This is a genomic window from Sphingosinicella sp. LHD-64 (assembly GCF_031157375.1).
Taxonomy (GTDB): Bacteria; Pseudomonadota; Alphaproteobacteria; order Sphingomonadales; family Sphingomonadaceae; genus Allosphingosinicella.
In genome coordinates this window covers 65641-89555 of sequence record NZ_JAVIFV010000001.1, presented here as the reverse complement: position 1 = coordinate 89555, position 23915 = coordinate 65641, and the positions used below count along the sequence as shown (strand labels likewise).

Here is a 23915-nt window from a genome sequence, read left to right as displayed (position 1 = left end):
GAAATCGTAGACTTCGGCGGCGCGCTCGAAGAGCGAGGAGGCGCCGTGCTTGGTCATATCGGTCCTCACGCGACCCCGCTGCGCTGCCAGAATTCGACGAGGATCAGCGCGGCATAGCCGCCGGCGAGGGCCGCGCCTGCCCCGCCGAGCCAGACGAGCTGCTGCCGGCGGCGCGTGCGCTCGGGCGGCGTCACCACTTCGCTCAGCGTGCCGAGCACCGGCAGGCCGGTGACCGCCGCGAGCCGGTTCTGGGTCGGAAAGGTCGTCTGGAGCTGGCCGAGCACGAAGGCGACGGCGCCGCCCGCGCCGAGCGCGAGGACGAGCACCGCGGTCAGGAAGATCGGCCGGTTGGGCGCGGCCGGCACGCCCGGCACGCTCGGCGGCTCGACCACTTGGATGGCGAGCGGACTGGTGTTGCGGGCGGCATCGCTGCGCAGACGGGCCTGCTCGCGGCTGGCGAGGAGCTGGTCGTACTGCTGCTTCAGCACGTTGTAGTCGTTGTCGAGCCGCTCCTGCTCGGCGGCAAGGCTTGGCGCGCTCGACTGGCGCGAGCTCAATTGCGCGAGATCGGCCTGAAGCTGGTTGCGCCGCGTCGTCGCGGCGGCAAGCTGGCCGTCGCGCTCGGAGAGCATGGCGCGCAGCGAGATGTAGCTCGGGTTGGACGCCCCCGCGACAGGTCCGCCGCGCTCGGCCTGCGCATAGGGGCGCAGGCGCGCGATCTGCTGGCGGAGCGCCTGAATGTCCGGATGCTGCTCGGTCCAGCCGCGGGCGAGGCTTTGATTGATCTGGCCCTCGAGCGACGCGATCTGGCCGCTTGCCGTGGTGCCGCCGTCGGTACCCGGCAGGTTGGCGGGTGTGGAACTCAGCTGCGCACGCATCGCATTGACCGCGGCCTGGCTGGCGAGGAGCTGCTGCTGGATGTCGGCGAGCTCGGCGCGGGCGGCCGACATGCGCTGGGAAATCGAGCCCTCACCGGGGAGCAGGCCCATGAAGCGCTGCTCGAACTCGACGCGACGCTGCTCGGCCTCGCGCAGCGCGGTCTCGCGGCGCGCCAGCTCCTGATCGAGGAACTGGAGCGACTGGCCGGCCGAGGCGTCGCCGGCGGCGTTCTGGCGCATGAACTCGTCGATCAGACCCTGGACGGTCGCCGCGGCGGTGCGGGCGTTCTGGCCGTTGGAGAAGCTCGAGATGTTCGAGCTCGCGATGATCTCGATCATGCCGTCCGGCTGGACGGTGATCTTGATCCGCTCGCGCAGGGCGGAAACGACGCCGCCCAGCTCGCGGTCGTTGGCGGCGAGATTGGCCAGATCGGTGCGCCGCGCGATGGCGAGCAGGGTCTCGTTCGAGGTCAGCGTCTGCTTGAGGCGCATCACCTGGTTCTGGCGATCGTCGGGCGCGCCGGGCTGCAGCGGCAGCGCCTGCTGGACCTGGACGAAGAGGCGCGCCTTCGCTTCGTAGCTGTTCGGAATGAGCGCGATGACCAGCCAGCCGAGCACAGCCACGCCCCAGGCCGTGCCGAGCGCCAGCCAGCGGCGGCGCCACACCTGGTGGAGCGCGATCCTGACCTGTTCGTAAAGTCCGTCCATCGGCGGTGTATCGTCCTTCAGGGCTGGCGCACGTGGCGGATCAGAACATGCTTTCGGGAATGATGATCACGTCGCCGGGCTCGAGCCGGACATTGGCGCTGACGTCGCCGCGGCGGAGCAGACTGGCGATCTTGAGGTCATATTCGCGCTGGGCGCCCGAGCCGCGATCGGTCCGGACCAGACGGGCGCGGTCGCCCGCAGCATATTCGCTGAGGCCGCCGACCGCGATCATCGCGTCGAGCAGGGTCATGTTGGCGCGGTAGGGGATCGCCGCCGGCCGCTCGGTGGCGCCGACGATGCGGATCTGCTGGGCGAAGGTGCCCTGCGGCTGATCGACCATCACCGAGACGAGCGGGTCCTGGATGTACTGGGCGAGGATCGCGCGGATGTCCTCGGCGAGCTGGGCGGGGGTCTTGCCGACGGCGACCATGTCGGTGATCAGCGGCGTCGTGATCCGCCCGTCTGGACGGACCTGGACGCGCGCGCCGAGCTCCGGGTTGCGCCAGACGAAGACGGTGAGCTGGTCGAGCGCGCCGATCTGGTAATTCTCGCCGACCTGGTCGCTGGTACCGACGAAGCTGGCGGGCGGCAGGCTTTCGCCCGTACCGCCGCCGGTCGCACAGGCGCCGAGCGCTGCGGCCAGGATGAGGGTCAAACCGGACTTGGCGGGAACGCGCATCATCGATCCTCTTCAAAGGCTGCCTCGCCGCTCCGTCCGGTCCCGAAACGGGATGGCCGACGCGCGGGATTTCGCCGCCCGCTATGGCCGCAAGAGGTAAAATTCGGGTTAGGAACAAGCGCCTTTTCGGGCGCGTCCCGGAATGGGACGTGAGGGCCGGAAGGCGTTAAGCGCCGACGACCATCTCCCGCGCCGGCTGCTGGGCGAGGAAGGCCTGCGGGCTCGCCGACAGGCCGTAGGCGCCGGCGAGAAAGACGGCGACGAGATCGCCCGGCCGGGCGTCGGGCAGCGCGACATCGTCGGCCAGCCGATCGAGTGGCGTGCAGAGGCAGCCGACCACCGTTGCGTCGCTTTCGGGCCCGGCGCCGAAGCGGTTGGCGATGGCGACGGGATAGTTGCGGCGCACGACCTGGCCGAAATTGCCCGAGGCGGCGAGCTGGTGCTGCATGCCGCCATCGGTGACGAGGAAGGTCTTGCCGTGGCTCTCCTTGCGGTCAACGATCCGGGTCAGATAGACCCCGCACTCGCCGACCAGCCAGCGGCCAAGCTCGATCGCGAATTCCGTGTTCGCAAGCACTTGCGGGCGCTTTCCAAGGGTTTCCGCAAGCGCAGCTGCGATCGTCTCGACGTCGAGCGCCTGCTCGCCGTGGAAATAGGGGATGCCGAACCCACCGCCCAGATTGACCAGCGGCGGCTCGGCGCCGGCGGCCTCGGCCAGCTCGGCGGCCAGCGCAACCGTCGCGGTCTGCGCCTCGATCAGCGCGCCGGCATCGAGCGCCTGCGAACCCGCGAAAATGTGGAACCCGCGCCACTCCGCGCCCGCCTTCACGATCCGCTTGACCAGCGCCGGCACGCGGGCGGCATCGACACCGAACGGCTTGGCGCCGCCGCCCATGCGCATGCCCGAGCCCTTGATCTCGAAATCCGGGTTCACCCGCACCGCGAGGCGCGGGCGGATGCCGAGCCGTGTACCGATCGCCAGTGCGCGTTCGACCTCGCCTTCGGATTCGGCATTCAGCGTCACGCCGGCACGCATGGCCGCCTCGAGATCGGCATCGCGCTTGCCGGGGCCGGCAAAGCTGGTGACCGCCGGATCGACACCGGCCGCCATCGCGATCGCCAGTTCGCCCCCCGAAGCCAGATCCACGCCGTCAACCTTGCTTCCGACGTGCTTGAGCAACGGAAGATAAGGATTTGCTTTCATGGCGAAATGAAGGTGGACGCCTTCGAAGGCGGCGCGAAAGCGGGCGATCTTCGCCTCGACCAGGCCGAGATCGTAGACGAACAGCGGCGTATCCCCGGCCTCGGCGACCAGCGCATCGGCGCGGCGCCCGCCGATCAGCAGCATGCCGTCGGCGTCGGCGGTGAAGCCAGCCGGGATCGGGCCCATCGGCTTGGTCATGCCATCAGCTCCGCCTTGAGCGCGACCCGGTCGAGCTTGCCGTTCGGGCTGCGCGGCAGCTCGGTGCGCCAGAGGATCGGCCCGGGCTGCATGAAATTGGGCAGTTCGCGCTTCAGATGAGCGCGCAGTATCTCCTCCTGATCGCGCCGATCCGGGCGGACGACGAGCGCGATCGCCTCGCCGAGCCGCGGATCGGGGACGCCGAGCGCCACCGCCTCGGTGATCAGGCCGGAGGCGATCGCCGCCTCCTCCACCTCGGTCGGGCTGACGCGGTGGCCCGACGTCTTGATCATCCCGTCCTCGCGGCCGACGAAATAGAGCAGCCCCTCGGCGTCGCGGCGGACCCGGTCGCCCGACCAGACGGCCATGCCGCCATAGACCGAGCCCTGCGGCGCCGGCTTGAACCGTTCGGCGGTGCGAACGGGGTCGTTCCAGTAGCCCTTGCCGACGAGCGGCCCGGCATGGACGAGTTCGCCCTCCTCCGCCGCGCCCCCGTCCGCGTCGATTACCATGATCTCGGCGAAGGGTATGGCGGTGCCCATCGAATCCGGATGATCGTCGAGCAACGCCGGATCGAGATAGGTCGATCGGAACGCCTCGGTGAGCCCGTACATCGAATAGATATCGGCGGCCGGGAAGACCTCGCGCATCCGCCGGATCACCGAGGGGGCGAGCTTGCCGCCGCTGTTGGTGAGCCGCCGCAGCGACAGTGCCGCCGCCGGTGGCCAAGGTGCCTCAATCAGTTGCACGAAGAGCGGAGGAACACCTGCCAATGTACTGATCTCATGGGTTTCAACCGCGCGGATCACATCACGCGCAGTCAAATAATCGAGCGGCATGACGCAGCCGCCCGCCGCCCAGGTCGAGAAGAGCTGGTTCTGGCCATAGTCGAAGCTGAACGGCAGCACCGCCAGCACCCGGTCCTCGGGCGTCAGACGGAGATAGTCCGCGACGCTGATCGCGCCGAGCCAGAGATTGGCGTGGCTCAGCATCACGCCCTTGGGCCGGCCCGTGGAGCCCGAGGTATAGAGCAGGGCCGCCAGGTCCTCGGGATCGCGGTCCGACGGCGGCAGTCCCTCGAGATGATCGAACAGAGCCGCGCTGCCCTCCTCATCGAGCAGCGTGCAGCCAGCCGGCACGTCGCCGTCCTCCAAGGTGGCGAGGCGTGCACGGGCGCTGATCAGCAGCCGGGCGCCGCTGTCGGCGAGGATATGGGCGACCTGCGCATGCTTCAGCAGAGGGTTGATCGGGACGTGGGTCAGCCCGGCGCGCGGCGCGGCGAGCGGCAGCAGGCTGGTGAGACGGTTCTTGGGCAGCCAGCTGGCGATCCGCTCGCCCGGAACGAGCCCCCGCGCCTGCAGCGCGCCGGCAAGAGCCGCGACGGCCCGCTCCAGCCCTGCAAAGTCGAATGCGCCTTCTCTGGTGACGAGCGCGGGGGCGCTGCGCTCGCCCAGCAGGGTCAAATGGTCGAGCGGCCGAGGCGTGGGATCGGACAACTTCATTCCTGCTTAAAAGAGGGCATGATAGGGCGGCGGCGAAGGGGCATAAAGCGGTGGCGGTTAACATAGAGCTTTTTGAAAGCCTGGACGTCGTCGCGCGCGACGCCGCCGGCGCGCTCGATCGCGCCCACGTGCCCAGCCTCTACGGCCGGCTCGACTGGTTCCGCCTGATCGCCGCGCATTGCCCGTCCGCCGGCAAACCCGTCGTCATCCGGGCGGAAACGGGCGGACGCCGGGCCTGGCTCTTCCTCGCGGTCGACGGGAGCGACGCACGCGGGCTCGCCGCCTGGTATTCCCTGCGCTTCGACGCGGTGGGGAATCGGGAACGTGACGTCATGACGTCGATCGCCGCCGCCTTGCGCGACGGCGGGATCGCGACCGTCACGCTTGCGCCGATCGAGGATCCCGGGCCTCTGGCGGCGGGCTTTCGCGATGCCGGCTGGATCGTCGAGGTCGAGCCCGACAAGGCGAACTGGCGGATCGACACCGCAGGCATGGATTTCGAGACCTATTGGGCGAGCCGACCCGGCCAGTTGCGCAGCACGTTCAAGCGCAAGGCGAAAAGCGCCGGGCTCGAAGTCGAGGTCCACGACCGGTTCAGCCCGGCAGCATGGGACGATTATGAGGCCGTCTATCGGGCAAGCTGGAAACCCGAGGAAGGCTCCTTCCCCTTCCTGCGCGCGCTCGCCGATCAGGAAGGCGCTGCCGGGACCCTCCGCCTCGGCATCGCGAAGCAGGACGGCATTCCGGTCGCGGCGCAGCTCTGGCTGGTCGAGAATGGCGAGGCGACCATCCACAAGCTCGCTTATGCCGAAAGCGCCAGGCCGCTCTCCCCCGGCACCATCCTCGGCGAGGCGATGTTCCGCCGCGTGCTCGATCACGACCGGGTCCGGGTCATCGACTACGGCACCGGCGACGAGCCCTACAAGGCGGACTGGATGGGCGAGCGGCGGATGCTCTGGCAGCTCACCGCCCACAATCCGCGTCGCCTGAAGGGGCTGGCGGCCGCCCTGCGCACCAAAGCCTCCAATCTTGCCCGCCACCTGCGAAGCCGTTAGGCGCTGGCTCCGCAAACGGCGAAAGGGGTGCGCATGACGGTTGCGCCAAGCGACGGGAAAGAGGTCGAGATCACGCTGAAGGCGGTGCTGGTCGACGTGCTCGGCCTGCCGGAGGCGCGGGTCACCGCGTTTGACGAAAGCTCGCCCCTCTTCGGCGCGCTGCCGGAGTTCGACTCCATGGCGGTTGCAGGCCTGCTGACCGAGCTCGAGGAGCGCCTCGGCATCGTCATCGAGGATGACGAGGTCGACGCCGACATGCTCGAGACGTTCGGATCGCTCCTCACCTTCGCGCGCAACAAGGCGCTGCAGTGAACCCTGACGGCCTCGCCTACGAGCAATATCAGAGCGAGGCCGGCCCCGAATGGATCATGCGGATCGGCGCGGCCGAGGCGCCCCCGATCCTGTTCGTCCCGCCGCTCTTCGAGGAGATGAACCGCACCCGCGCGCTGATCGCGGCGACGATGCGCGTGCTGACAGGGCGCGGCTTCGGCTGCTGGCTGCCCGACCTGCGGGGCACCGGCGAGAGCGAGGCGGCGCTCGAAGATACGACATGGAGCGACTGGCGCCATGACGTCACCGCCGCGGCCGCGCACGTGAGAGAGCGCAGTGGTCAGATCCCGCTGCTCGCCGCTCTGCGCGGCGGCGCCCTGATCGACGACATGGCGGCGGCGATCGGACGCTGGCGGCTGGCCCCGGTCGACGGCGCCTCACTGGTCCGCGACATGGTCCGCGCCGGCATCGCTGGGGTCGAGTGGGCCGGCTACGACGCCTCGGCCGACGTGCGCGGGCGGCTGGCCGACGCCAGACCTTTCGATCAGGAACCGCTCAGGACCGTCAGGCTCGTGACCGACGCCGGGGCGGCCGATGCGAAGATCACCGGCCCGGCCTTGTGGCGCCGCTCGGAGCCCGGCAATTCGGCCGAGCTGGCCGAGGCGATTGCAGAGGATATCGCCGCGTGGCACGCGACATGCGCCGGCTCCTGAGCTTCAGCTGCGAAGGCGCCATGCTCGGCGCGACGCTCGATGACGCGGCGGGCACGACCGGCTTACTGCTCGTGACCGGCGGCAGCCAGACCCGGATCGGCTCGCACCGGATGTATGAAAGGCTCGCCAAGGGACTGTCAAAAAATAATATCCCCTGCTTCCGCTTCGACCGACGCGGAGTCGGCGACAGCAGCGGCGACGATCCCGGTTTCCGCGGCAGTGCCCCCGATCTGACCGCTGCAGCGGCAGCGTTCCGGGCCGAAGCCTCTGCCCTTACCCGCCTCTACGGATTCGGCCTGTGCGATGGTGCCAGCGCCATCGCCCTGTTCGGCGACACGGCTGGCCTGGACGGCCTGATTCTCGTCAACCCCTGGCTGGTCGAGGCCGAAGCCGGCGCGCCGCCCGCGGCCGCGGTGCGCGCGCATTATCGGCAGCAGCTGACCAGCTGGTCAGGTTGGAAGAAGTTGCTCACCGGCGCCGTCGACTTCGGCAAGCTCTGGCGCGGCCTGATCCGCATCCTGCGCGGCAGCGACCCGAGCCTCGCGCAAGACATCGCCGCGGCGCTGCGGCGGCATCGCCTGCCGGTCCAGCTCATTCTCGCCAAGGACGACGCCACCGCCATCGCGGCGGAGGTCGAGATGAAGAGCAAATGTTTCAGTGATTTGAAACCGGATATTCAGACACTGGATACGGACTCACACACCTTCGCGCGGCCCGGCGACGAGGCCGCGCTGCTGGCGGCCGTCGAAGACGCGCTGGCATCCTTGTCGGCGAAGCCGTCACCCTGAACTCGTTTCAGGATCCAACTGGCCACCTGCCCGGGCGACGGGAAATTGGATGCTGAAACAAGTTCAGCATGACGATGAGGAACGAGCGCCGCTTTGAAAATCAGGCCGCCTCGACCTCGTGCGCGGCGGGCGCCGCCTCGTAATCGGCCTCGGCCAGGAACTTCTCGGCATCCAGCGCCGCCATGCAGCCGGTGCCGGCAGCGGTGACCGCCTGGCGGTACACCTTGTCCATCACGTCGCCGCAGGCGAACACGCCGGGGATCGAGGTCCGGCTCGTGCCCGGCGTCACCGGGATATAGCCGTCGGCATCGACCTCGAGCTTGCCCTTGAACAGCTCGGTCGCCGGGACGTGGCCGATCGCGACGAAGGCGCCGTCCAGCTCGATCCGCTCGATCGCGCCGGTCGTCGTGTCCCTGAGGTCGGCGGCGACCAGCCCTTCGGGTGTTCCCTCCCCGATGAACTCGGCGATCTCGCGATTCCACAGCACCTTGATATTGGGATGAGCGAACAGGCGCTGCTGCAGGATCTTCTCGGCGCGCAGCGAATCACGGCGGTGGATCAGCGTGACGTCATGGCTGTGGTTGGTCATGTAGAGCGCTTCCTCGACCGCGGTGTTGCCGCCGCCGATCACGATCACCTTCTTGCCGCGATAGAAGAAGCCGTCGCAGGTCGCGCAGGCCGACACGCCCTTGCCCTTGAGGCGCTCCTCGGACGGAAGGTTCAGCCATTTCGCCTGCGCGCCGGTGGCGATGACCAGGGTGTCGCCGACATAGATGTTGCCGCTGTCGCCGATCATGCGGAACGGGCGCTGCGAGAGGTCGACCGCGACGATATGGTCCCACTCCATGCGGGTGCCGACATGCTCGGCCTGCTTCTGCATCTGCTCCATCAGCCACGGACCCTGGATGACGTCGGCGAAGCCCGGATAGTTCTCGACGTCGGTGGTGATGGTGAGCTGCCCGCCCGGCTGGATCCCCTGGACGACGATCGGCGCGAGGCCCGCGCGCGCGCCGTAGATGGCGGCGGTGAGGCCGGCGGGGCCGGAGCCGAGGATGAGCATGCGGGTCGAGTGAGTCGCGGCCATGGAGGTCTTTCCGAGGTGTGAAGCAGACGTGTCATGAGGGAGGTAAGCGGCCGCTCCCATGTTCGCAACCATGTTCGCAACTGGCATTTGCGGGGCGCCGCGCCGGGGTGTAGAAGCCGCCCGCAACCCCTGTATTCCTGTGATGAGGCACGCCATGACCGCTCACGAAAACCCGCTTGGCCTCGACGGTTTCGAGTTCGTCGAGTTCACCAGCCCCGACCCGGAGGCGCTCGCGGATCTCTTCGTGAAGCTGGGTTTCACCCATCTCGGCGTCCACAAGTCGAAGAACGTCCGCCACTATGGCCAGGGCGACATCAACTTCATCCTCAACATGGAGCCGGCCGGCCAGCCCGCCGACTTCCGCCACGCCCACGGCCCGTCCGCGAACGGCATGGCGTTCCGGGTGAAGGACGCGCGGCAAGCCTTCCAGATGGCGGTCGAGCGCGGCGCCGTTCCGGCCGAGATGCCGCGTGGCCCCGGCGAGCTCGACATCCCCGCGATCGAAGGGATCGGCGGCTCCTATCTCTACCTCGTCGACCGCTACGGCGCCGAGCAGATCTACGACACGGATTTCGAGCCGGTCCCCGGCGCGTCTCCGGACAAGAACAGCGTCGGCCTGCACACCCTCGACCACCTCACCCACAACGTGAACCGCGGCCGGATGGACCATTGGGCGGGGTTCTACGAGCGGATCTTTAACTTTCGCCAGATCCGCTATTTCGACATCGAGGGGAAGCAGACCGCCCTGCTCTCCCGCGCGATGACCGCGCCGGACGACAAGATCCGCATCCCCTTGAACGAAAGCCAGGACGAGCACAGCCAGATCGAGGAGTTCCTCAAGGAGTACAAGGGCGAGGGCATCCAGCACATCGCGCTCGCCACCGACGACATCTTCGCCACCGTTGACGCGCTGCGCGCCAACGGGGTCCGCTTCCAGGATAGTCCCGACACCTATTACGACATGATCGACGAGCGGCTGCCCGGCCACGGCCATTCGGTCGAGGAGATGCGCAAGCGCCGCATCCTGATCGACGGCTCGCCCGAGACCGGCGAGGGGCTGCTGCTCCAGATCTTCACCGAGAACATGATCGGCCCGATCTTCTTCGAGATCATCCAGCGCAAGGGCAACGAGGGCTTCGGCGAGGGCAATTTCAAGGCGCTCTTCGAATCGATCGAGCTCGACCAGATCCGCCGCGGCGTCATCCCCGCCAAGGCCGACGCCTGAGCGACCCGGTCCTTCGGCCGCGCCTCGACTGGCGCACCAAAGGCCTGCCGCCGCGTGCGGAGGGCGCTGCGGCTGAGGACCTTGGCACCCTCGGACTTAACCTGTTCGCCGGCGACCTGATGTTGCCGGCAGCGGTAATCCGCGAGGCGGCGCTGCGGCACAATATCGCCGAGATGCAGGCCTTCGCGCAGCGCAGCGGCGCGCACCTCTGCCCGCACGGCAAGACGACGATGAGCCCGGAGATCTTCCGGATGCAGCTCGAGGCGGGCGCCTGGGGGATCACGGCGGCGACGGCGCATCATGTGCGCATCTACCGGCGGCTTGGCGTCAGCCGGGTGTTCCTGACCAATATCCTGGCCGGAAGGACCGACATCGATCTCATCACGCAAGAGATCGCGGCCGATCCGGAGTTCGATTTCTACTGCCTGGTCGATTCACCCGAGGCGGCGTCATTGCTCGCTGACGGCATGGCGCGTGCGGGCATGGCGCGTGCGGGCAAGGGTCGGCGGATCAACCTGCTGGTGGAAACCGGCCTCACCGGCGCGCGGACCGGGGTGCGATCGGTCGAGGCGGCGCTGGCGCTGGCGCGACAGGTCGCCGCCCTGCCCACTCTGGCGCTCAGGGGCGTGGAGACGTTCGAGGGGGTGCGTCAGGCGGTTCCCGATGCCCGCGATCTCGCGGGCGGGATGATCGATCTGGCCGTCGCCGCGGTCGACGCCATTGCGGCAGAGGGCTTGTTCGCCGACGGGCCGTTGCTGCTCTCCGCCGGGGGCTCCGCCTTTCTGGACCTGTGCGCGACGAGGCTGCCGGAGGAGATCGGCGGTCGACCGGTGCAGCGGGTGATCCGGCCCGGCTGCTACGTCACCCACGACAGCGGCTTTTATGAACGGACCACGCGGCCTGGTGGCAAGCCCTATCCGGGGCTTCCTGATCTTCGGCACGCGCTGGAGGTCTGGGGCGTGGTCCTGTCGCTGCCCGAACCGGGACGCGCGATTGTCGGTGTCGGCAAGCGCGACGCATCGTTCGACATCGAGCCGCCCATCCCGCTCTGGTATCATTCGTCCGGCGCGACCGATCCCGCGCAGCCTGCTGACGGCATGATGGTGACTGTGATGTGGGACCAGCATCTGGCCATCGATGCTCCGCCGGACGTGCTCGCGATCGGCGACCTCGTCGGCTTCGGCATCTCGCACCCCTGCGCGACGTTCGATCGGTGGACCGCGCTGCTCACCGTGACCGACGGCTATGACGTCACGGGCGCCGTAACGACCCTGTTCTGAGCCAAACCGGGTTGCAACCGTAACGGAGGGTGGTAACGTCCCGCCCCAGGGAGAGCGGCCTTCAAGGCCTCCCCTCGCGATCGCGATCGCCGGCCAAAGAGCCACCTTTCATTCCTATCGGGAGCCTGAACTCAATGTCCTTTCGCAAATTCATTGCTGCCACCGCCCTGTCCGCGGCCCTCCTCGTCCCCGGCGTCGCCAGCGCCCAGGCCGGGCTCGCGGTCGGCCGCACCGTCACCGACACGTCGGGCGGCGAGGTCGGCACGATCACCGCGGTTAGCGGCGACAACGTGACGCTGCGCACCGACCGCCATGAGGTCGCCCTGCCGGCGAGCTCGCTGACCGCGACCGAGCAGGCGGTGCTGATCGGCCTTACCCGCGACCAGCTCAACGCCCAGGTCGACCAGATGATGGCCCAGCAGCAGGCGGCCTTCGTCGTCGGCGCGGTCGTCCGCGACAGCCAGGGCGCCGAGGTCGGCCCGGTCCAGGCGCTCGACGCCGAGACGCTGACCATCCAGCTCGGCGAACAGCAGGTGCGCCTGCCGCGCAACGCCGTGGCCGCGGGCCCGAACGGGCTCGTGATCGGCGGCACCGTCGAGCAGCTGCGCGCCCAGGTCGCGAGCAACGCGCCGGCCGCTGCGGACAACGGCACGAACTGATCGCCGGAATCCGGGAGGGTGTCGGCCGCGCCCTCCCATTCTCCAAATGTCCGGTCAGGAAGGGTCGCGGCCCTCGCCTTTGTACGTCATCCGCCGTGCATGGACGGTCTGGCCGCCAAGCCCGGCAAATTGATCGCGCAAGGAGCGGGCAAGGTCTTCCAGCGCCCGCTGCATTTCCGCGGGCAGGGACAGGTAGGCCGACAATAATTCACTTGCGCCCTGGCCCAGAGCGTCTCCCGCCACGCGTTGCCCGGTCAGCACATAGACTATATCGACACGCGCCTCGGCGAGACGAGCAAGATAATCGGCCCTGAGCTCGCGCCGATCATTCTCATACAGGCTTTGCTTGGGGGCATCGGTGCCCACCATGCCGGCGAATTCGGCCTGCTTCAGGCCGAGCCTCTTGCGTTCTTCTGCCAGTCGCGCACCAAAACTCATCAGTTTTGATAATTCCTTGTTGACAATTCATCGGAAATCGTTGAATCGTACGGCGATTCTCCACCGTCGATCGCATCGCATATGACGAACCGCATTGTCGCGCCCAAATGCAGCGCACCATTTCCTGCGCCCTGCGCGCCATGAACTGGGGCCGCGACGCTGCGGATTATACCGCGCGAGAGATTCTGCTGGCAGCCGCCGCACAGGCAGTACTCGCCGCATTTCGCGATGCCCTCGACGCCCGGCGATTGCCGGCGTCCGCCACTGCAACCCTGCGCGTGCTCGAAACCGCTCTCGAGCCGTATCGCGGCGACGTGATCGATACCTTCCCCTATAATTCCTGACCGCGTGCTTTGGCGGCTTCCGACCGCCAGCGGCGCCCGATAAGGTGGCCGTGAATGGGGAGACGACGATGGCTGATGTGAGACCCGTGCGGGCGGCGGGCGCGCCGCCGCGCTGGGAAGAGGATGCGCTCGGATTCCTGATCGCGCCGGTGACGCGCGAGGCGTTCCTGGCCGACTTTTACGAGCGCCAGCCGCTGGTCGACCTGCGGGGCGAGCCGGAGCGCTATGCGGACCTGCTGACGCTCGAGACGCTCGACCGGTTCATCGCCAGCGCCGACCTGCGCGAGGGCATGATCGACCTCACCAATCATCATGACCGCATCTCGCGCGACGACTATGTCGACGAGAACGGCCGGGTGATCCGGTCGGCGATCACCGAGGAGTATCTGCGCGGCGCGACGATCATCCTGCCGCATCTGCATGATTCGCTGTTCAACCTGGGCGAATTCTGCCGCTCGCTCGAGGAGGTCTTCACCTGCCACGTCCAGACCAACGTCTATCTGACGCCGCAGCCGCGTGAGACCGCAAAGACCGAGGACGATGGCAAGGGGCACGGCAACCAGGGCTTCCCGCCCCATTACGACAACCATGACGTCTTCGTGATGCAGGTCTCCGGTCAGAAGGCCTGGCGGATCTACGGCACGCCGGTCGACATCCCCTATCGCGGCGAGCGGTTCGAGCTCGGCAAGTACGAGACCGGCGAGGTGACGCAGCGCTTCACGCTCAATCCGGGCGACTGTCTCTATTTGCCGCGCGGCGTGATGCACGACGCCGAGAATGTCGGCGAGGAGCCGTCGCTCCACATAACGGTCGGCCTCATCACCAAGACCTGGGCGGACCTGCTGCTCGAATCGATCTCCGAGCTGGCGCTGACCGAGCCCGGCTTCCGCCGCTCGCTCCCGGCCGGATTCGCCGCGCGCGACTTCGATCGAACGAAGGCCAAGGCGCATTTCGAGCGGCTCGTCGCCCTGATCGGCGAGAAGGCAGGAATGGACGGCGCCTTCGATCTGCTCGCCGACACTTTCCTGCGGGCCCGCCGGCCCAATGTCGCGGGCGTGGTCGCGGGGTCCGCGCGGCCGCCGCAAGCCGGCGACCGTTACCGCCGCCGCCGCTTCGTGCCCTGGAGCGTCGCCGACGACGAGGGCAAGCTGGTGCTGGTCGGCCCGGACGGCGACATCGACTTCAAGGCCGAAGACGGCGATGCGCTCGACATCGCCTTGTCCGGCGCGTCGTTTGCCGCCGGCGACCTGCCCTGCGCCGAGCCCGAGGATCTGGTGCGCACGCTCTGGGCGGCGGGTTATCTGGAGCGGGCCGACTAGCATGATCAGCTCAGCCTGAAACACCTCGTCATTGCGAGGAGCGAAGCGACGAAGCAATCCAGCCTGACTCAAGGCTGCACTGGATTGCTTCGCTGCGCTCGCAATGACGATGCTGCTTAAGATGATCGCGCTGGCCGATCGGATCAGGCTTTCCGCCGGAACGGATAGAGGAACTGCCGCAGATAGCCCTGCGGCACCTTCTCCGGCACGCCATAACCTTCCGGCCAGCGCCCCGGCGGCAGATGGAAGGTACCGAACAGCCGGTCCAGCAGCGGAAAATGGATGGCGAAGTTCTTGTCCACCCCTTCGGCCTCGAGCGCGTGGTGCCAATGGAGTGCCGCGAGCGACGCAACAAAGCCGGCCCGCTCAGCGGAGGCGATCGGCCACGAACCGCGCCCGCGCTTCGACCGGCGCCCGCGGCAGCCAAGCGAGCTGGTAGCCAAGATCCGCGTAGATTCGCGCCATCGCCTGGCAGGTGGCTTCGGCCTCGGCCGGTAATTGCTTGCGCTCGGCATCCCGCGCATAGATTTCCGGCCAGTACGGGGCGATGAAGACGCAGGAATTGTAGCGAAACCGTTCGGCAGCCCGGACGAAATGTGCCGGCGGGGCGATGTCGCCGAGCGCGAGATAGCCAAGGATGTCGGGCACGCCGCGATCGAACAATGCAATGCCCTCCCCCTCCGCCGCTTCATGCCAGGAGCGCATGTCCCACCCGAGCATCTGCCCGGCGAAGCCGAGCCGGTCGCCCCAGGGTAGCGCATCGCCGCCGATCGCGACCTGATCGCGGATGATCGCACGCCCGGCTTCCGGCATCGTCCGCAGCCCCTGAGCGGCAAGCGCGTCGATCAGCGTGCTCTTGCCGGAGCCCGGCCCACCGGTGATGACGAAGAACCTCTCCATATCGCGATCCTGTTGACGTCATGGGGGGTAGGAGTCTTGGGCGATGCGCGTCGCGACAGCCCCCGGGATGAACCCGTTTACCGGGTCCCGAGGGAGGGGCGATCGCGTCCAGGGATCGCCGCAACGATGGCGGCGGTCATTGCAGGCTGACCTGCTGCAACGCCGCGTCCACTTCACGCGTGACGGCGACCGTGATGTCCATCTCGTTGTTCCAGCCATAGGCAGTGTCGCGTTCGAGCACCAGGCTGCACGCGGCGCGTGTCACGACGCGGCCGAGCGCTTCATTGAGCACCCGGTCGATCTGCTGCTGCCCGCGTTGCTGGGCAGCGATGAAGCGCGCATTCTGCTGCTGCTCGAGAGCCTGTGCCTGCTGGGCCAGCGCCGCCAGCTGGCGCTGATACTCGACCGGCGCGATGGCGTTCTGCCGCGCCTCGATCTGCCGGCGCTGCTGCTCCAGGGCGGCGCGCTGCCGGGCAAGATCGCCGGACAGCGACGCCTGCATTTGCCGGATCTGCGCCTGCAGCGACTGGCCTGCCTGCGAAGCGCCGATGGCGGCCGTCTTGGAGAACAGGCACACTCCCGGGATGGGCGCGCCGAACGTCTGTGCCGGCGCGGCGGTGCCGGCGCAGGCAAGAAGGAGAGCGGCGGCGAGCCCGATCAGACGCATGCCACCGCCTCTCGCCCAATCAGCCGGCCGCCGCAACCCGCTCCGCGCAGGACCGGTCCTGCCAGACGACCTCGGAGACGGTCACGTTGTAGCGGCCGCGCGCCGGCGGGGCGAAACGGATCTCCATCCGGCAGCGTAGCCGTTCCTCGCTTCCCGACGCCGACGGGAAGACAAGGATGTAGTTCCACCGCCGCGCGATCGCCTCGTTGAAATGGGGCGGACCGATCAGCCGGTAGATGCTGAACTTGTCGATCCCGGGCGTGATCATCCGGACCGCGGCCGGATCGACGGTCGCGCCGAGCCGGTCGCGCTCGCGCGGTGTCTCGCGAAAGGCCGACGGATCGATCGTGCCCACATAGCCGGTATCGTCCTCGGCCGGGGCAGCGGTCGGCGCGACGAGGCCCGCGCCGACGAAAGAAGCAATGAAGAGCGTCCTGAGGTTCATGGATTCATCCTCCGGTTGGCGTGGGTTGGCGGCGCATCAGAAGGAGTAGCCGATACCGACATTCGCTCCGGCCCGCTGCTGGGTGTCGTAGGTCGCTCCGGCGCGGACGACGGTGCGCCCGTCGTCCATCACCCGCGAGAGGCCGAGGGCGAAGGCGGACTGGCCCTGGAAGGTACCGGCGCCGAACGCGATCATCCCGCGGCCGGGCTCGAACGCCTGCGGCAGCGCCGAAGCCGCCAGGGCACCGGCCACGCCGGCATTCGCATCGCGGCGCATGTCGGTGAGGTCGAACTGGAAGGCGGCGAGGCGCTGGTCGGTATAGGCGTTGGCGCTCGCCAATGTGCTCGCCAGCCCGTCGTTGAGCTGCTGGACGTTGACCGCGTCGGTCGGGGCGACGCCGGCCGCGACATTCTGCAGCGTCACCGCCGATCCGCCGGGGTTGAACGTCACCGAATTGCCGTCGGCGTCATATTGCACCGAATTGCTGGCCAACTGCTGCACCTGATAGAGCTGCGAGCCGTTGACCGCGTCGGTCGAGGCGGCGTTCACCGCGCCGGCCGCGACGTTCTGGACGACATTGCCGCCCATGTTCACCGTCGTGTTGGCGCCGACGGTGAGTCCGCCATTGGCGGTCACCATGCCGCTGAACGTCGGATTGTCGACGACGGCGACCTGGAGCTGGTTGCCGCTCAGCGTCACCACCGTGTTGGAGCCCGCGGTCACGTTGAGCGTGCCGTTCGACGCAACGTTCGTCGCCGGGCCGCCATTGGCCTGGATGTTCCAGCCGGCGCTTGCCGTCTGGTTCAGCGACTGCAGCGCGTCGTTGACGTTGTTGTAGGTGTTGCCGCCCACGTTCAGCACGGTCGTCACGGTGCCCGTCGTCGGATCGTAGGTGGAGCCGCCGCCGAAGCTGTTCGCAACGCTGTCGCCGAGATTGGTAACGTTGTTCTCGACTGTCGTGACCCGGTTCTCGACGGTCGTAACCCGCCCGTCGAGGTTGGTGATTGCGGTGGTGGCGTTCTGCGCGACTGCCTGAAGCTGGCTGACGTTGACCGCATCGGTCGGTGCCGAGCCCGCCGCTACATTGGTGACCTTCCGCTCGGCGCCAGCGGTGCCGACCGAGACTTCGCCGGCCGAATTCTGCGGTGCGGTCAGGCCATAGGCGGTGTAGCCGGTCTCGGAGCCGACATTGGTCTCGGCGCCGGCACCAAGGGCGACGCTGCCGGAACGGCTGGCATTGGCCCCGGCACCGATCGCGATCGACTGGATGCCGTCGGCGACCGAACTGGTGCCGAGGGCGACGGCGTCGGCCTGGCTGACCTGCGCGTTCTGGCCGATCGCGGTGCCGCCCGGCGCGGTCGCCTGGACGATCGCGCCATTGCCCATGCCGATGCCGTTGTCGCCGTTGACCACCGTGGTCGGGCCGATCGCGATCGATTCCGCCCCGACCGCGAGCGAGTCCGCGGCCGCCGAATTGGCGTGGAAATAGAGCGTCGGCGTCACCGCGAACGAGGCGAGCGAATTGGCGAGCTGGCGGATCGTCACCGCATCCTGCGCCTGGGTGCCGTCGGCGACATTGGTGATCTGCCGATAGGCGCCGGCATTGCCGACCGAGACCGCGCCGAGCAGGACCTGGTCGCTCGTATTGTAGGGCACGAAGCCGGTGCCGGCCGGGATCTGGCCGACGGCGGGGGCGAGCGCGCGGTTCGAGACCGAGCCGGCGCCGAGCGCCAGCGATCCCAGGATCGTCGCCTGCGCCCCCGTGCCGAGGGCGACGGCGTCGTTGGCGCCGAGCGTGCCGCCCGCGCCGATCAGCACGCCGTTCTGGACGCCCGCCGCGGTGGTGCCGCCGCTCGCGAACACGAAGCTGTTGGTGAGGCCGCTGCCGAACGTGTTGTTGAAGCCGCCGACAAAGTTGCCGCTGGCGGCATCGAGCGTGTTGCCGGTGCCGATGATGCTGTTGTTCGCGCCCCCGGTGATGCCGTTGAGCGCGCCGATGATGCTGGCGCCCTGCGTGTTGCTGGCCGTGTTGAACACGCCGATGACGTTGGCGCCCTGGGTGCCCGTAATGGTGTTGTTCGAGCCCTGCGCCAGGATGCCCTGGCTCCCCGTCACGGTGGTGAACCCGCCCAGCACGCCGGCCTGGGTCGATCCGGTGACGCTGTTGCTCTGGCCGAAGATCCAGGAGTTGAAGCTGTTGTCGATCGTGCTCGAATCGCCGATGACGATGCCGCGCGCGCTGGCATTCGGCACGGTCTCCAGCACGCGGGCATTGTAGCCCAGGGCGATGCTCTGCAGGCCCTGCGCAGTGGCGCCGTTGCCGACGGCGGTGGACTGGATGCCGGAGGACGACGCGCCCACGCCCGCGGCGAGCGAGGCCGCGCCGGTCGCGCCGTCATTGTTGAAATTGCCCTGCGGCACGCCGCCGTCGTTGACGCTGTAATAGTGGATGGCGGTCGCCTGGACGGTGCTGCTCAGCGCCTCGACCGCCTGGTTGGTCGCGAAGAGCTGCGAGCCGTTGATCGCGTCGGTCGAGCTCCCGCTGATCCGGCCGGCGGCGACGTTGGTGATCGTCCGCTCCGCTCCGGCCGTCCCGACGCTGACCGTGCTCGTCGGTGTGGTGCCGGCAAAGGCGTAGTTGGTGCCGTCGATCGTCGTGCCGGCCGTCGCCACCGCCGCCAGGGTCGTGCTGCCCGAGCCGAGCGCGACATCGCCCGCGCTCGCCGTGGCGACCGCGCCGTCGCCGATCGCGACATTGCCGGCAAGGCCGGCCGCGCCGGCGGTCGAGCCGTTGCCGAGCGCGACGCTGCCCTGGCCGATCGCGCGGTTGTTGTTGCCGATCGCGACCGCGCCATTGGCCTGGTTCGCGACGGTGGCCGTCGCGATCCCGTCGCTGTTGGCAATGTTGTCCGCGCCGCCGGTGAAGGCCCCGGTGCCGCTGGCAAAGCTCGGATCGCCGATCGACACCGCGCCGTCGCCGAAGGCGGTGTTGGAGCGTCCGATCGCCACCGCGCCGCCGGCGGCCGTGGCGGAATCGGCGGTGCTCAGATTGCCGATGGCGACGTTCCGGCCCGTCGCGCCCGTGGTGGCGGTGTCGCCGATGGCCAGCGACGATGCGCTTCCGACCACAGACCTGCTGCCCAGGGCAACCGAGCTCTGGAACGCAGCGACCGTGTTCTGGCCGATGGCGATGGCGCGCGCTGCGGTTGCGGAGGCTGGAAGACCGGTGGGCGTGGTTCCGCCACCGCCGCCGATGGCGATGGACCCGATGCCCGTTGCGTTGGCGGCATTTCCTGCCGATGGCCCGCCGCCGATGGCGATGGCGTAGGAGGTGGTTCCCGACGCAAACGCGCCGAGCGCGATCGAGTTGACGCCAAGCGCGGCGGCCTGGCCACCGACCGCTGTCGAGCCGGTCTGGGCGGTGCGCGCCAAAACACCAATCGCAACCGCGGCCCGGTCGGCACCGGAGGCTTGATTGAAGGCACCATTGCCGATGGCGACACTGTCCGCCGTCTGCGAAGCCGCATTCACGCCCATGGCGATCGAATTCGTCCCGGTCGCGCCGTTGTTGTTGAAATTGCCCTGTGTCGTGCCGCCGTCGTTGACGCTGAGATAATGGATCGCGCTCGCCTCGAGATTGGTGATGTCGGTGGTGTTCTGCGTCACCTGCGTGCCCAGGCTGTCCACCGCCTGGTTGGTCGCGAAGAGCTGCGAGCCGTTGATCGCGTCTGTCGAGCTGTTGCTGATCCGGCCGGCTGCGACATTGGTGATGGTGCGCTCGGTTCCTGCGGCGCCGACGCTCACCGTGCTGGTCGGTGTGGTGCCGGCGAAGCTGTAGTTGGTGCCGTTGATCGTCGTGCCGGCGGTCTGCACCGCCGCTGTGGTGGTCGAGCCCGAGCCGAGCGCCACGTCGCCGAAATTATTGGCGGCGGCCGAGTTTCCGAGTGCCAGCGCGCTGTTGGCGTTCGCGGTGGCGCCGGCGCCGAATGCCGATGCATTGGTCCCGTTCGCGACGCTGACCCGCCCGATGGCGATGGCGCTTCCCCCCGTCGCGCTCGAATTGGAGCCGATCGCGATGCTCTGGTCGGTGTTGGCGACCGCCGTATCGCCGAACGCGAGGGCGCCGGCCGCTAGTGCACTGCTGGTGCTGCCCAGCGCCACGGCGCCCTGGCCGGTCACCCGGTTCTGGTAGCCGATGCCGACCGCGCCCTGAGCGGGCGTTCCGGGCGTGCTCACCGCCTGCCCGCCGCCGCCGACGAAATTGGTGTTGCCGATCGCGATCGATCCGTTGCCGGTCGCGGTGTTGTCCAGGCCCTGCGCCACCGCGCCGTTGCCGGTCGCGGTGTTGGGATCGCCGATCGCCACCGCGCCGTTGCCGCTGGCGAGGTTGCCCGCGCCGACCGCGACCGCGCGGCCGCCGGTCGCGGTCGAGCCGGTGCCGATGGCGACGGCGTCGGCGGAATTGGCGACCGTGCCCAGGCCGACGGCGACGGCATTGTCGGCCGTCGCGGTGGCGTTGTTGCCGAGCGCCACGGAGGAGACGCCCGTGCTCTGGGCTCCCGAACCTGTCGCAACCGAGCCGATTCCGCTCGATACGGCCCCATTGCCCAAGGCCAGCGCGAAGTCGGCCGAAGCATTGGCGAGAGCGCCGAACGCCGCCGAGCTGGCCCCCGCCGCGCTGGAGTTGAAACCAACGGCGGCAGAATCGGCGCCCGCGGCGTTGGCAATGCGGCCGCCGGCGAACGAACGGCTGCCGCTGGCCGAGGAGCTGACACCGACCGCAGTGGAATTCCCTCCCGTGGCGCTGGAGAAGGTGCCAAGGGCCATATCGCCACCGCCGCCAGTGGCGCTGGCCTGGACACCGATCGCAATTGTGTTGATGCCGCTTGAGATCGCTGTCTGGCCGATCGCCACCGCGCCGCCGCCGCCCGAGGCCGCCGCGTTCAGGCCAAGAGCCACTGCATATTGTGCCGACGAAGCGGCGCCATTCCCCACCGCAACGGCATTGTCCACCGATGCGTTCGCCGCGGTGCCGATCGCGACGGCGGAATTGGCGCCAGAACGTGAATTGGTGCCGATCGCGATGCTGTTGGGCACGGCCGTGTTGGCCTGAACGCCTGCTTGTGCGCCTAAACCGAATGCAATGGACTGGTTGCCCCAGGCTCTGGCTTGGTTACCCATCGCCGTGGCGCCCGTACCCGTTGCGCTGCTCAATACCCCGATCGTGATGGACCGCTCTTGAGATGCCACCACATCCGTACCGAGGGCGATGGCCCCAGCCGCAAGTGCGCCCGTGTTCGGGACCGTGCGCGCGCCAATATTGATGGAGTTCAACGCGGACGCAACCGACTGGAAACCGATGGCGACGGCGTTCTGGGCGCCTGCGTTGGCGGCGGTGCCGTGGGCCACGGAATCGAGTCCGCCCGCCGTTGCGGTGCTTCCGATCGCGACACCGCGCTGGCCGCTCGCCGTGGCGGTGGTGCCGGTGGTTCCGATCGCAATGCTCTGGGGCCCCGACGCCGTGCCGTTGCCAGCGGCGTATTGCGCTTGCGCGGGCGCGGCCATTCCAAACGCGGCGATGGCGGCGAGGCCGCCGATCATACTCGACGGGCTCGCCGACGACAGCAGCACCGAGCGGGCGCTGCCGCCGAAGCCCAGCGATCCGACACCCAGATTCTTGCGGTCGATGCCAAGCACACGGTGCGCACGGCGGAGCACGGCCATCAGCCGGCGCCGCTGCGACCAGCTTGCCCCCTCTGCGCCGACGATCCAGTTGCCGGCGAGGCCGGCGCGGCGAGCTTTTTGCGAAGCGGACTCAACTGCGAACATGGCACATTCCTCTTTCAAAACTCGCCACGGCGCCTTCAGCCGATCGCGAGCGAATAGACACACGCCCTCGCCCGCGGATGCGCGAGAGCACTCCACCACCAGGAGATCGAAATTCAGTTCGAGGGAGCCCGATGAACATCCGCTCATCCCCGCCCCCTCCCGGCCTCACCGGACGTCCTTGCCTTGCGCGACCGTCACCACCACACAGGCGCCGCCGCTGGCGACGAGAAGCGCCTGCCCCTGATTGCCGCCGAGTGTATAGAGCGGCACGCCCGAGAGCATGCCGGCCTGGACGCTGCCCGCCGGCAGCAGGGCGACCACATCCGGGCAGGCGCGCTGGTAGGGCGCGACGCGCACCACCTGCCCCTCGCACCCCTCGCCGACCGGCGCGGCGAGGACGATGCCGGCCGCCGGACCGCTGTAGCCGGGCGTGTCGTAGGTCATCCCGACCACGCCCTGCACGCCGTGCGCATCGGGCGCTGCGGGCTCCGCCTGCGTGTGGACGGTGTAGGTCGAGCCGTAGGCCACGGTCTGCCCGAGCGCCGAAAGCAGGTTGGCGCAGCGGCGCACGCCCAGCTGATCGGCCTGTTGCCGGAATGTATCGGCCGGCGGCGCAGGTGGCGCCGATTGCGCTATGGCTTGTCCATTGGCAGCGGCCAGCGCAGCCAGCAGGGCCAGATGGGCGAATTGACAGCGGTGTCGGTGACGCCTGCCGTCTTCCCTCTGCAGCCGTGGTCTGAACATCCGAAGCCCCCCTTCTCCCTGGCCCGAGGCCAGGCAACGAAATGAAAAGAGGGATAATCCCACCCCCTTCTGCAGAGAGAATGGCTAGCAAATATTACAAGTATATCAATACAGTATTCGTACTATTTCGGTATCGATCTAAATGTTGACGGTTAACTATAATTTGGGGCTGACTTTCCCCTTCAAAGTCGTCAGATTTCTGTTCATCTGCGGGATGGCGATGCGTTCCGGAGAGGTTGACCCGTGCCGGCTAGAGCGGACGCCGGGCCGCGAGACGCACTTCGACGCGAATCGCGTCGGAGAAGAGGTGACCGCGGCCATGCAGAGTCTGCACGGGCGCCGGACAGCCGGCCTGCCGCTCGATCTTGCGCCTCAGCCTGCTGATCAGGGCGTCGAGCTTCTGGTCGTCGTTCCGGTCCTGGCCGTAGCCGAGCGCAGCGCGAAGCTCGCCGCGTGAGGCGACCGTCCCGGGCTGCTCGATCAGCCGCCGTACGACCGTCATCTCCGCGGTGCTGAGCTTGACCGATTTGCCGTTCGGGGCCTCCAGCATCCACCGGTCCGGATCGAGGCGCCATGGCATGGTGGATCGCACCGTGTCCCGTTCGCCCACGTTCGCGTGCCCCAGGCGCCGGGAGAGACTGTTCAGCGCTGCCGCCAGTTCGGCGCCGTCGACCGGCTTTGCGAAACACAGGTCCGCGCCTCTCCGGTAGCCTTCGATCCGGTCGCCGGGCGCGTCCCGGTCGGTCAGCAGCACGATTCCGATGCCGTCTTTCCTGCGAAGCCGGGAGACCACATCCAGGCCGCTGTCGCAGGGGAGATCGACGTCAATGACGGCGACGTCGTATCCGTCCACCGCCATCTCGCGATAGAAATCGAAGACCGATCGGGCCAGGTCGACCGCGAGCCCCTGGCTGCGCAGCCGTTCGCCGAGCGACGTGTGGAAACCTGTATCGTTCTCGAGGAGAATTATACGCATCTCGCCTCGC

At 68.4% G+C, this 23915-nt stretch carries 22 protein-coding genes; 9 read left to right on the top strand and 13 right to left on the bottom strand.

What is annotated here, in order from left to right:
• Positions 1-65: 65 nt before the first annotated feature.
• From RCO27_RS00425 to RCO27_RS00410, 4 genes are all read right to left on the bottom strand, one after another.
• Complete coding sequence (locus tag RCO27_RS00425) at positions 66-1586, bottom strand: XrtA system polysaccharide chain length determinant (RefSeq protein WP_309000669.1); 1521 nt, start codon at positions 1584-1586, stop codon at positions 66-68.
• A 40-nt stretch (positions 1587-1626) separates the two neighbouring features.
• A complete protein-coding gene (locus RCO27_RS00420; RefSeq protein ID WP_309000668.1) occupies positions 1627-2268 on the bottom strand; it encodes an XrtA/PEP-CTERM system exopolysaccharide export protein in 642 nt (213 codons plus the stop codon).
• Between the two features lie 163 nt (positions 2269-2431).
• Complete coding sequence (locus tag RCO27_RS00415; protein ID WP_309000667.1) at positions 2432-3667, bottom strand: pyridoxal-dependent decarboxylase, exosortase A system-associated; 1236 nt, start codon at positions 3665-3667, stop codon at positions 2432-2434.
• Positions 3664-5169, bottom strand: coding sequence for an acyl-CoA ligase (AMP-forming), exosortase A system-associated (locus RCO27_RS00410; protein WP_309000666.1), 1506 nt, complete (start codon positions 5167-5169; stop codon positions 3664-3666). The genes RCO27_RS00415 and RCO27_RS00410 overlap by 4 nt, the downstream gene beginning before the upstream one ends.
• 50 nt (positions 5170-5219) lie before the next feature.
• On the opposite strand from RCO27_RS00410, the gene RCO27_RS00405 reads away from it, so the two are divergent.
• The 4 genes from RCO27_RS00405 to RCO27_RS00390 are packed head-to-tail and all read left to right on the top strand — an operon-like array spanning position 5220 to position 7995.
• Complete coding sequence (locus tag RCO27_RS00405; protein ID WP_309000665.1) at positions 5220-6224, top strand: GNAT family N-acetyltransferase; 1005 nt, start codon at positions 5220-5222, stop codon at positions 6222-6224.
• Positions 6225-6257: 33 nt separating this feature from the next.
• A complete protein-coding gene (locus RCO27_RS00400) occupies positions 6258-6536 on the top strand; it encodes an acyl carrier protein (protein ID WP_309000664.1) in 279 nt (92 codons plus the stop codon).
• Positions 6533-7207: a hypothetical protein gene (locus RCO27_RS00395; protein WP_309000663.1), complete on the top strand. Its 675-nt coding sequence runs from the start codon at positions 6533-6535 to the stop codon at positions 7205-7207. The genes RCO27_RS00400 and RCO27_RS00395 overlap by 4 nt, the downstream gene beginning before the upstream one ends.
• Positions 7180-7995, top strand: a complete 816-nt coding sequence (locus tag RCO27_RS00390) for a hydrolase 1, exosortase A system-associated (protein WP_309000662.1) — start codon at positions 7180-7182, stop codon at positions 7993-7995. Before RCO27_RS00395 ends, RCO27_RS00390 begins: the two co-directional genes overlap by 28 nt.
• 100 nt (positions 7996-8095) lie before the next feature.
• Here RCO27_RS00390 and trxB read toward each other — a convergent pair whose 3' ends face one another.
• Positions 8096-9079 (bottom strand): thioredoxin-disulfide reductase, encoded by a 984-nt coding sequence (gene trxB / locus RCO27_RS00385; RefSeq protein ID WP_309000661.1) that lies wholly within the window; start codon positions 9077-9079, stop codon positions 8096-8098.
• A gap of 154 nt (positions 9080-9233) precedes the next feature.
• On the opposite strand from trxB, the gene hppD reads away from it, so the two are divergent.
• The 3 genes from hppD to RCO27_RS00370 all read left to right on the top strand — a co-directional run bounded on the left by hppD (position 9234) and on the right by RCO27_RS00370 (position 12243).
• Positions 9234-10304 carry a 4-hydroxyphenylpyruvate dioxygenase gene (gene hppD / locus RCO27_RS00380; protein WP_309000660.1) on the top strand — a complete coding sequence of 357 codons (1071 nt, stop codon included), beginning with the start codon at positions 9234-9236 and terminating at the stop codon, positions 10302-10304.
• A gap of 119 nt (positions 10305-10423) precedes the next feature.
• The gene (locus RCO27_RS00375; RefSeq protein ID WP_309000659.1) at positions 10424-11584 is read left to right on the top strand and encodes an alanine racemase; all 1161 of its coding nucleotides are present in this window, start codon (positions 10424-10426) and stop codon (positions 11582-11584) included.
• A 134-nt stretch (positions 11585-11718) separates the two neighbouring features.
• On the top strand, positions 11719-12243 hold the full coding sequence (locus tag RCO27_RS00370; RefSeq protein ID WP_309000658.1) for a hypothetical protein: 525 nt from the start codon (positions 11719-11721) through the stop codon (positions 12241-12243).
• A gap of 54 nt (positions 12244-12297) precedes the next feature.
• Here the strand turns inward: RCO27_RS00370 and RCO27_RS00365 are convergent, their stop codons facing one another.
• Positions 12298-12681, bottom strand: coding sequence for a helix-turn-helix transcriptional regulator (locus RCO27_RS00365; protein WP_309000657.1), 384 nt, complete (start codon positions 12679-12681; stop codon positions 12298-12300).
• A 107-nt stretch (positions 12682-12788) separates the two neighbouring features.
• Between RCO27_RS00365 and RCO27_RS00360 the strand changes: the two genes are divergently transcribed.
• Positions 12789-13025 carry a hypothetical protein gene (locus tag RCO27_RS00360; RefSeq protein WP_309000656.1) on the top strand — a complete coding sequence of 79 codons (237 nt, stop codon included), beginning with the start codon at positions 12789-12791 and terminating at the stop codon, positions 13023-13025.
• 68 nt (positions 13026-13093) lie between these two features.
• Positions 13094-14344, top strand: a complete 1251-nt coding sequence (locus RCO27_RS00355) for a JmjC domain-containing protein (protein ID WP_309000655.1) — start codon at positions 13094-13096, stop codon at positions 14342-14344.
• A gap of 143 nt (positions 14345-14487) precedes the next feature.
• Here the strand turns inward: RCO27_RS00355 and RCO27_RS00350 are convergent, their stop codons facing one another.
• From RCO27_RS00350 to RCO27_RS00320, 7 genes are all read right to left on the bottom strand, one after another.
• A complete protein-coding gene (locus RCO27_RS00350; protein WP_309000654.1) occupies positions 14488-14646 on the bottom strand; it encodes a hypothetical protein in 159 nt (52 codons plus the stop codon).
• Positions 14647-14710: 64 nt separating this feature from the next.
• The gene (locus RCO27_RS00345; protein ID WP_309000653.1) at positions 14711-15244 is read right to left on the bottom strand and encodes an AAA family ATPase; all 534 of its coding nucleotides are present in this window, start codon (positions 15242-15244) and stop codon (positions 14711-14713) included.
• Positions 15245-15380: 136 nt separating this feature from the next.
• On the bottom strand, positions 15381-15911 hold the full coding sequence (locus RCO27_RS00340; protein WP_309000652.1) for an OmpH family outer membrane protein: 531 nt from the start codon (positions 15909-15911) through the stop codon (positions 15381-15383).
• Between the two features lie 19 nt (positions 15912-15930).
• Positions 15931-16356 carry an outer membrane protein assembly factor BamE gene (bamE, locus tag RCO27_RS00335; RefSeq protein ID WP_309000651.1) on the bottom strand — a complete coding sequence of 142 codons (426 nt, stop codon included), beginning with the start codon at positions 16354-16356 and terminating at the stop codon, positions 15931-15933.
• A gap of 36 nt (positions 16357-16392) precedes the next feature.
• Complete coding sequence (locus RCO27_RS00330; protein ID WP_309000650.1) at positions 16393-22185, bottom strand: YadA-like family protein; 5793 nt, start codon at positions 22183-22185, stop codon at positions 16393-16395.
• 165 nt (positions 22186-22350) lie between these two features.
• Entirely contained in the window at positions 22351-22755 is a 405-nt protein-coding gene (locus tag RCO27_RS00325) for a hypothetical protein (protein WP_309000649.1), read from the bottom strand.
• 424 nt (positions 22756-23179) lie between these two features.
• A complete protein-coding gene (locus RCO27_RS00320; RefSeq protein WP_309000648.1) occupies positions 23180-23905 on the bottom strand; it encodes a response regulator transcription factor in 726 nt (241 codons plus the stop codon).
• Positions 23906-23915 lie beyond the last annotated feature (10 nt).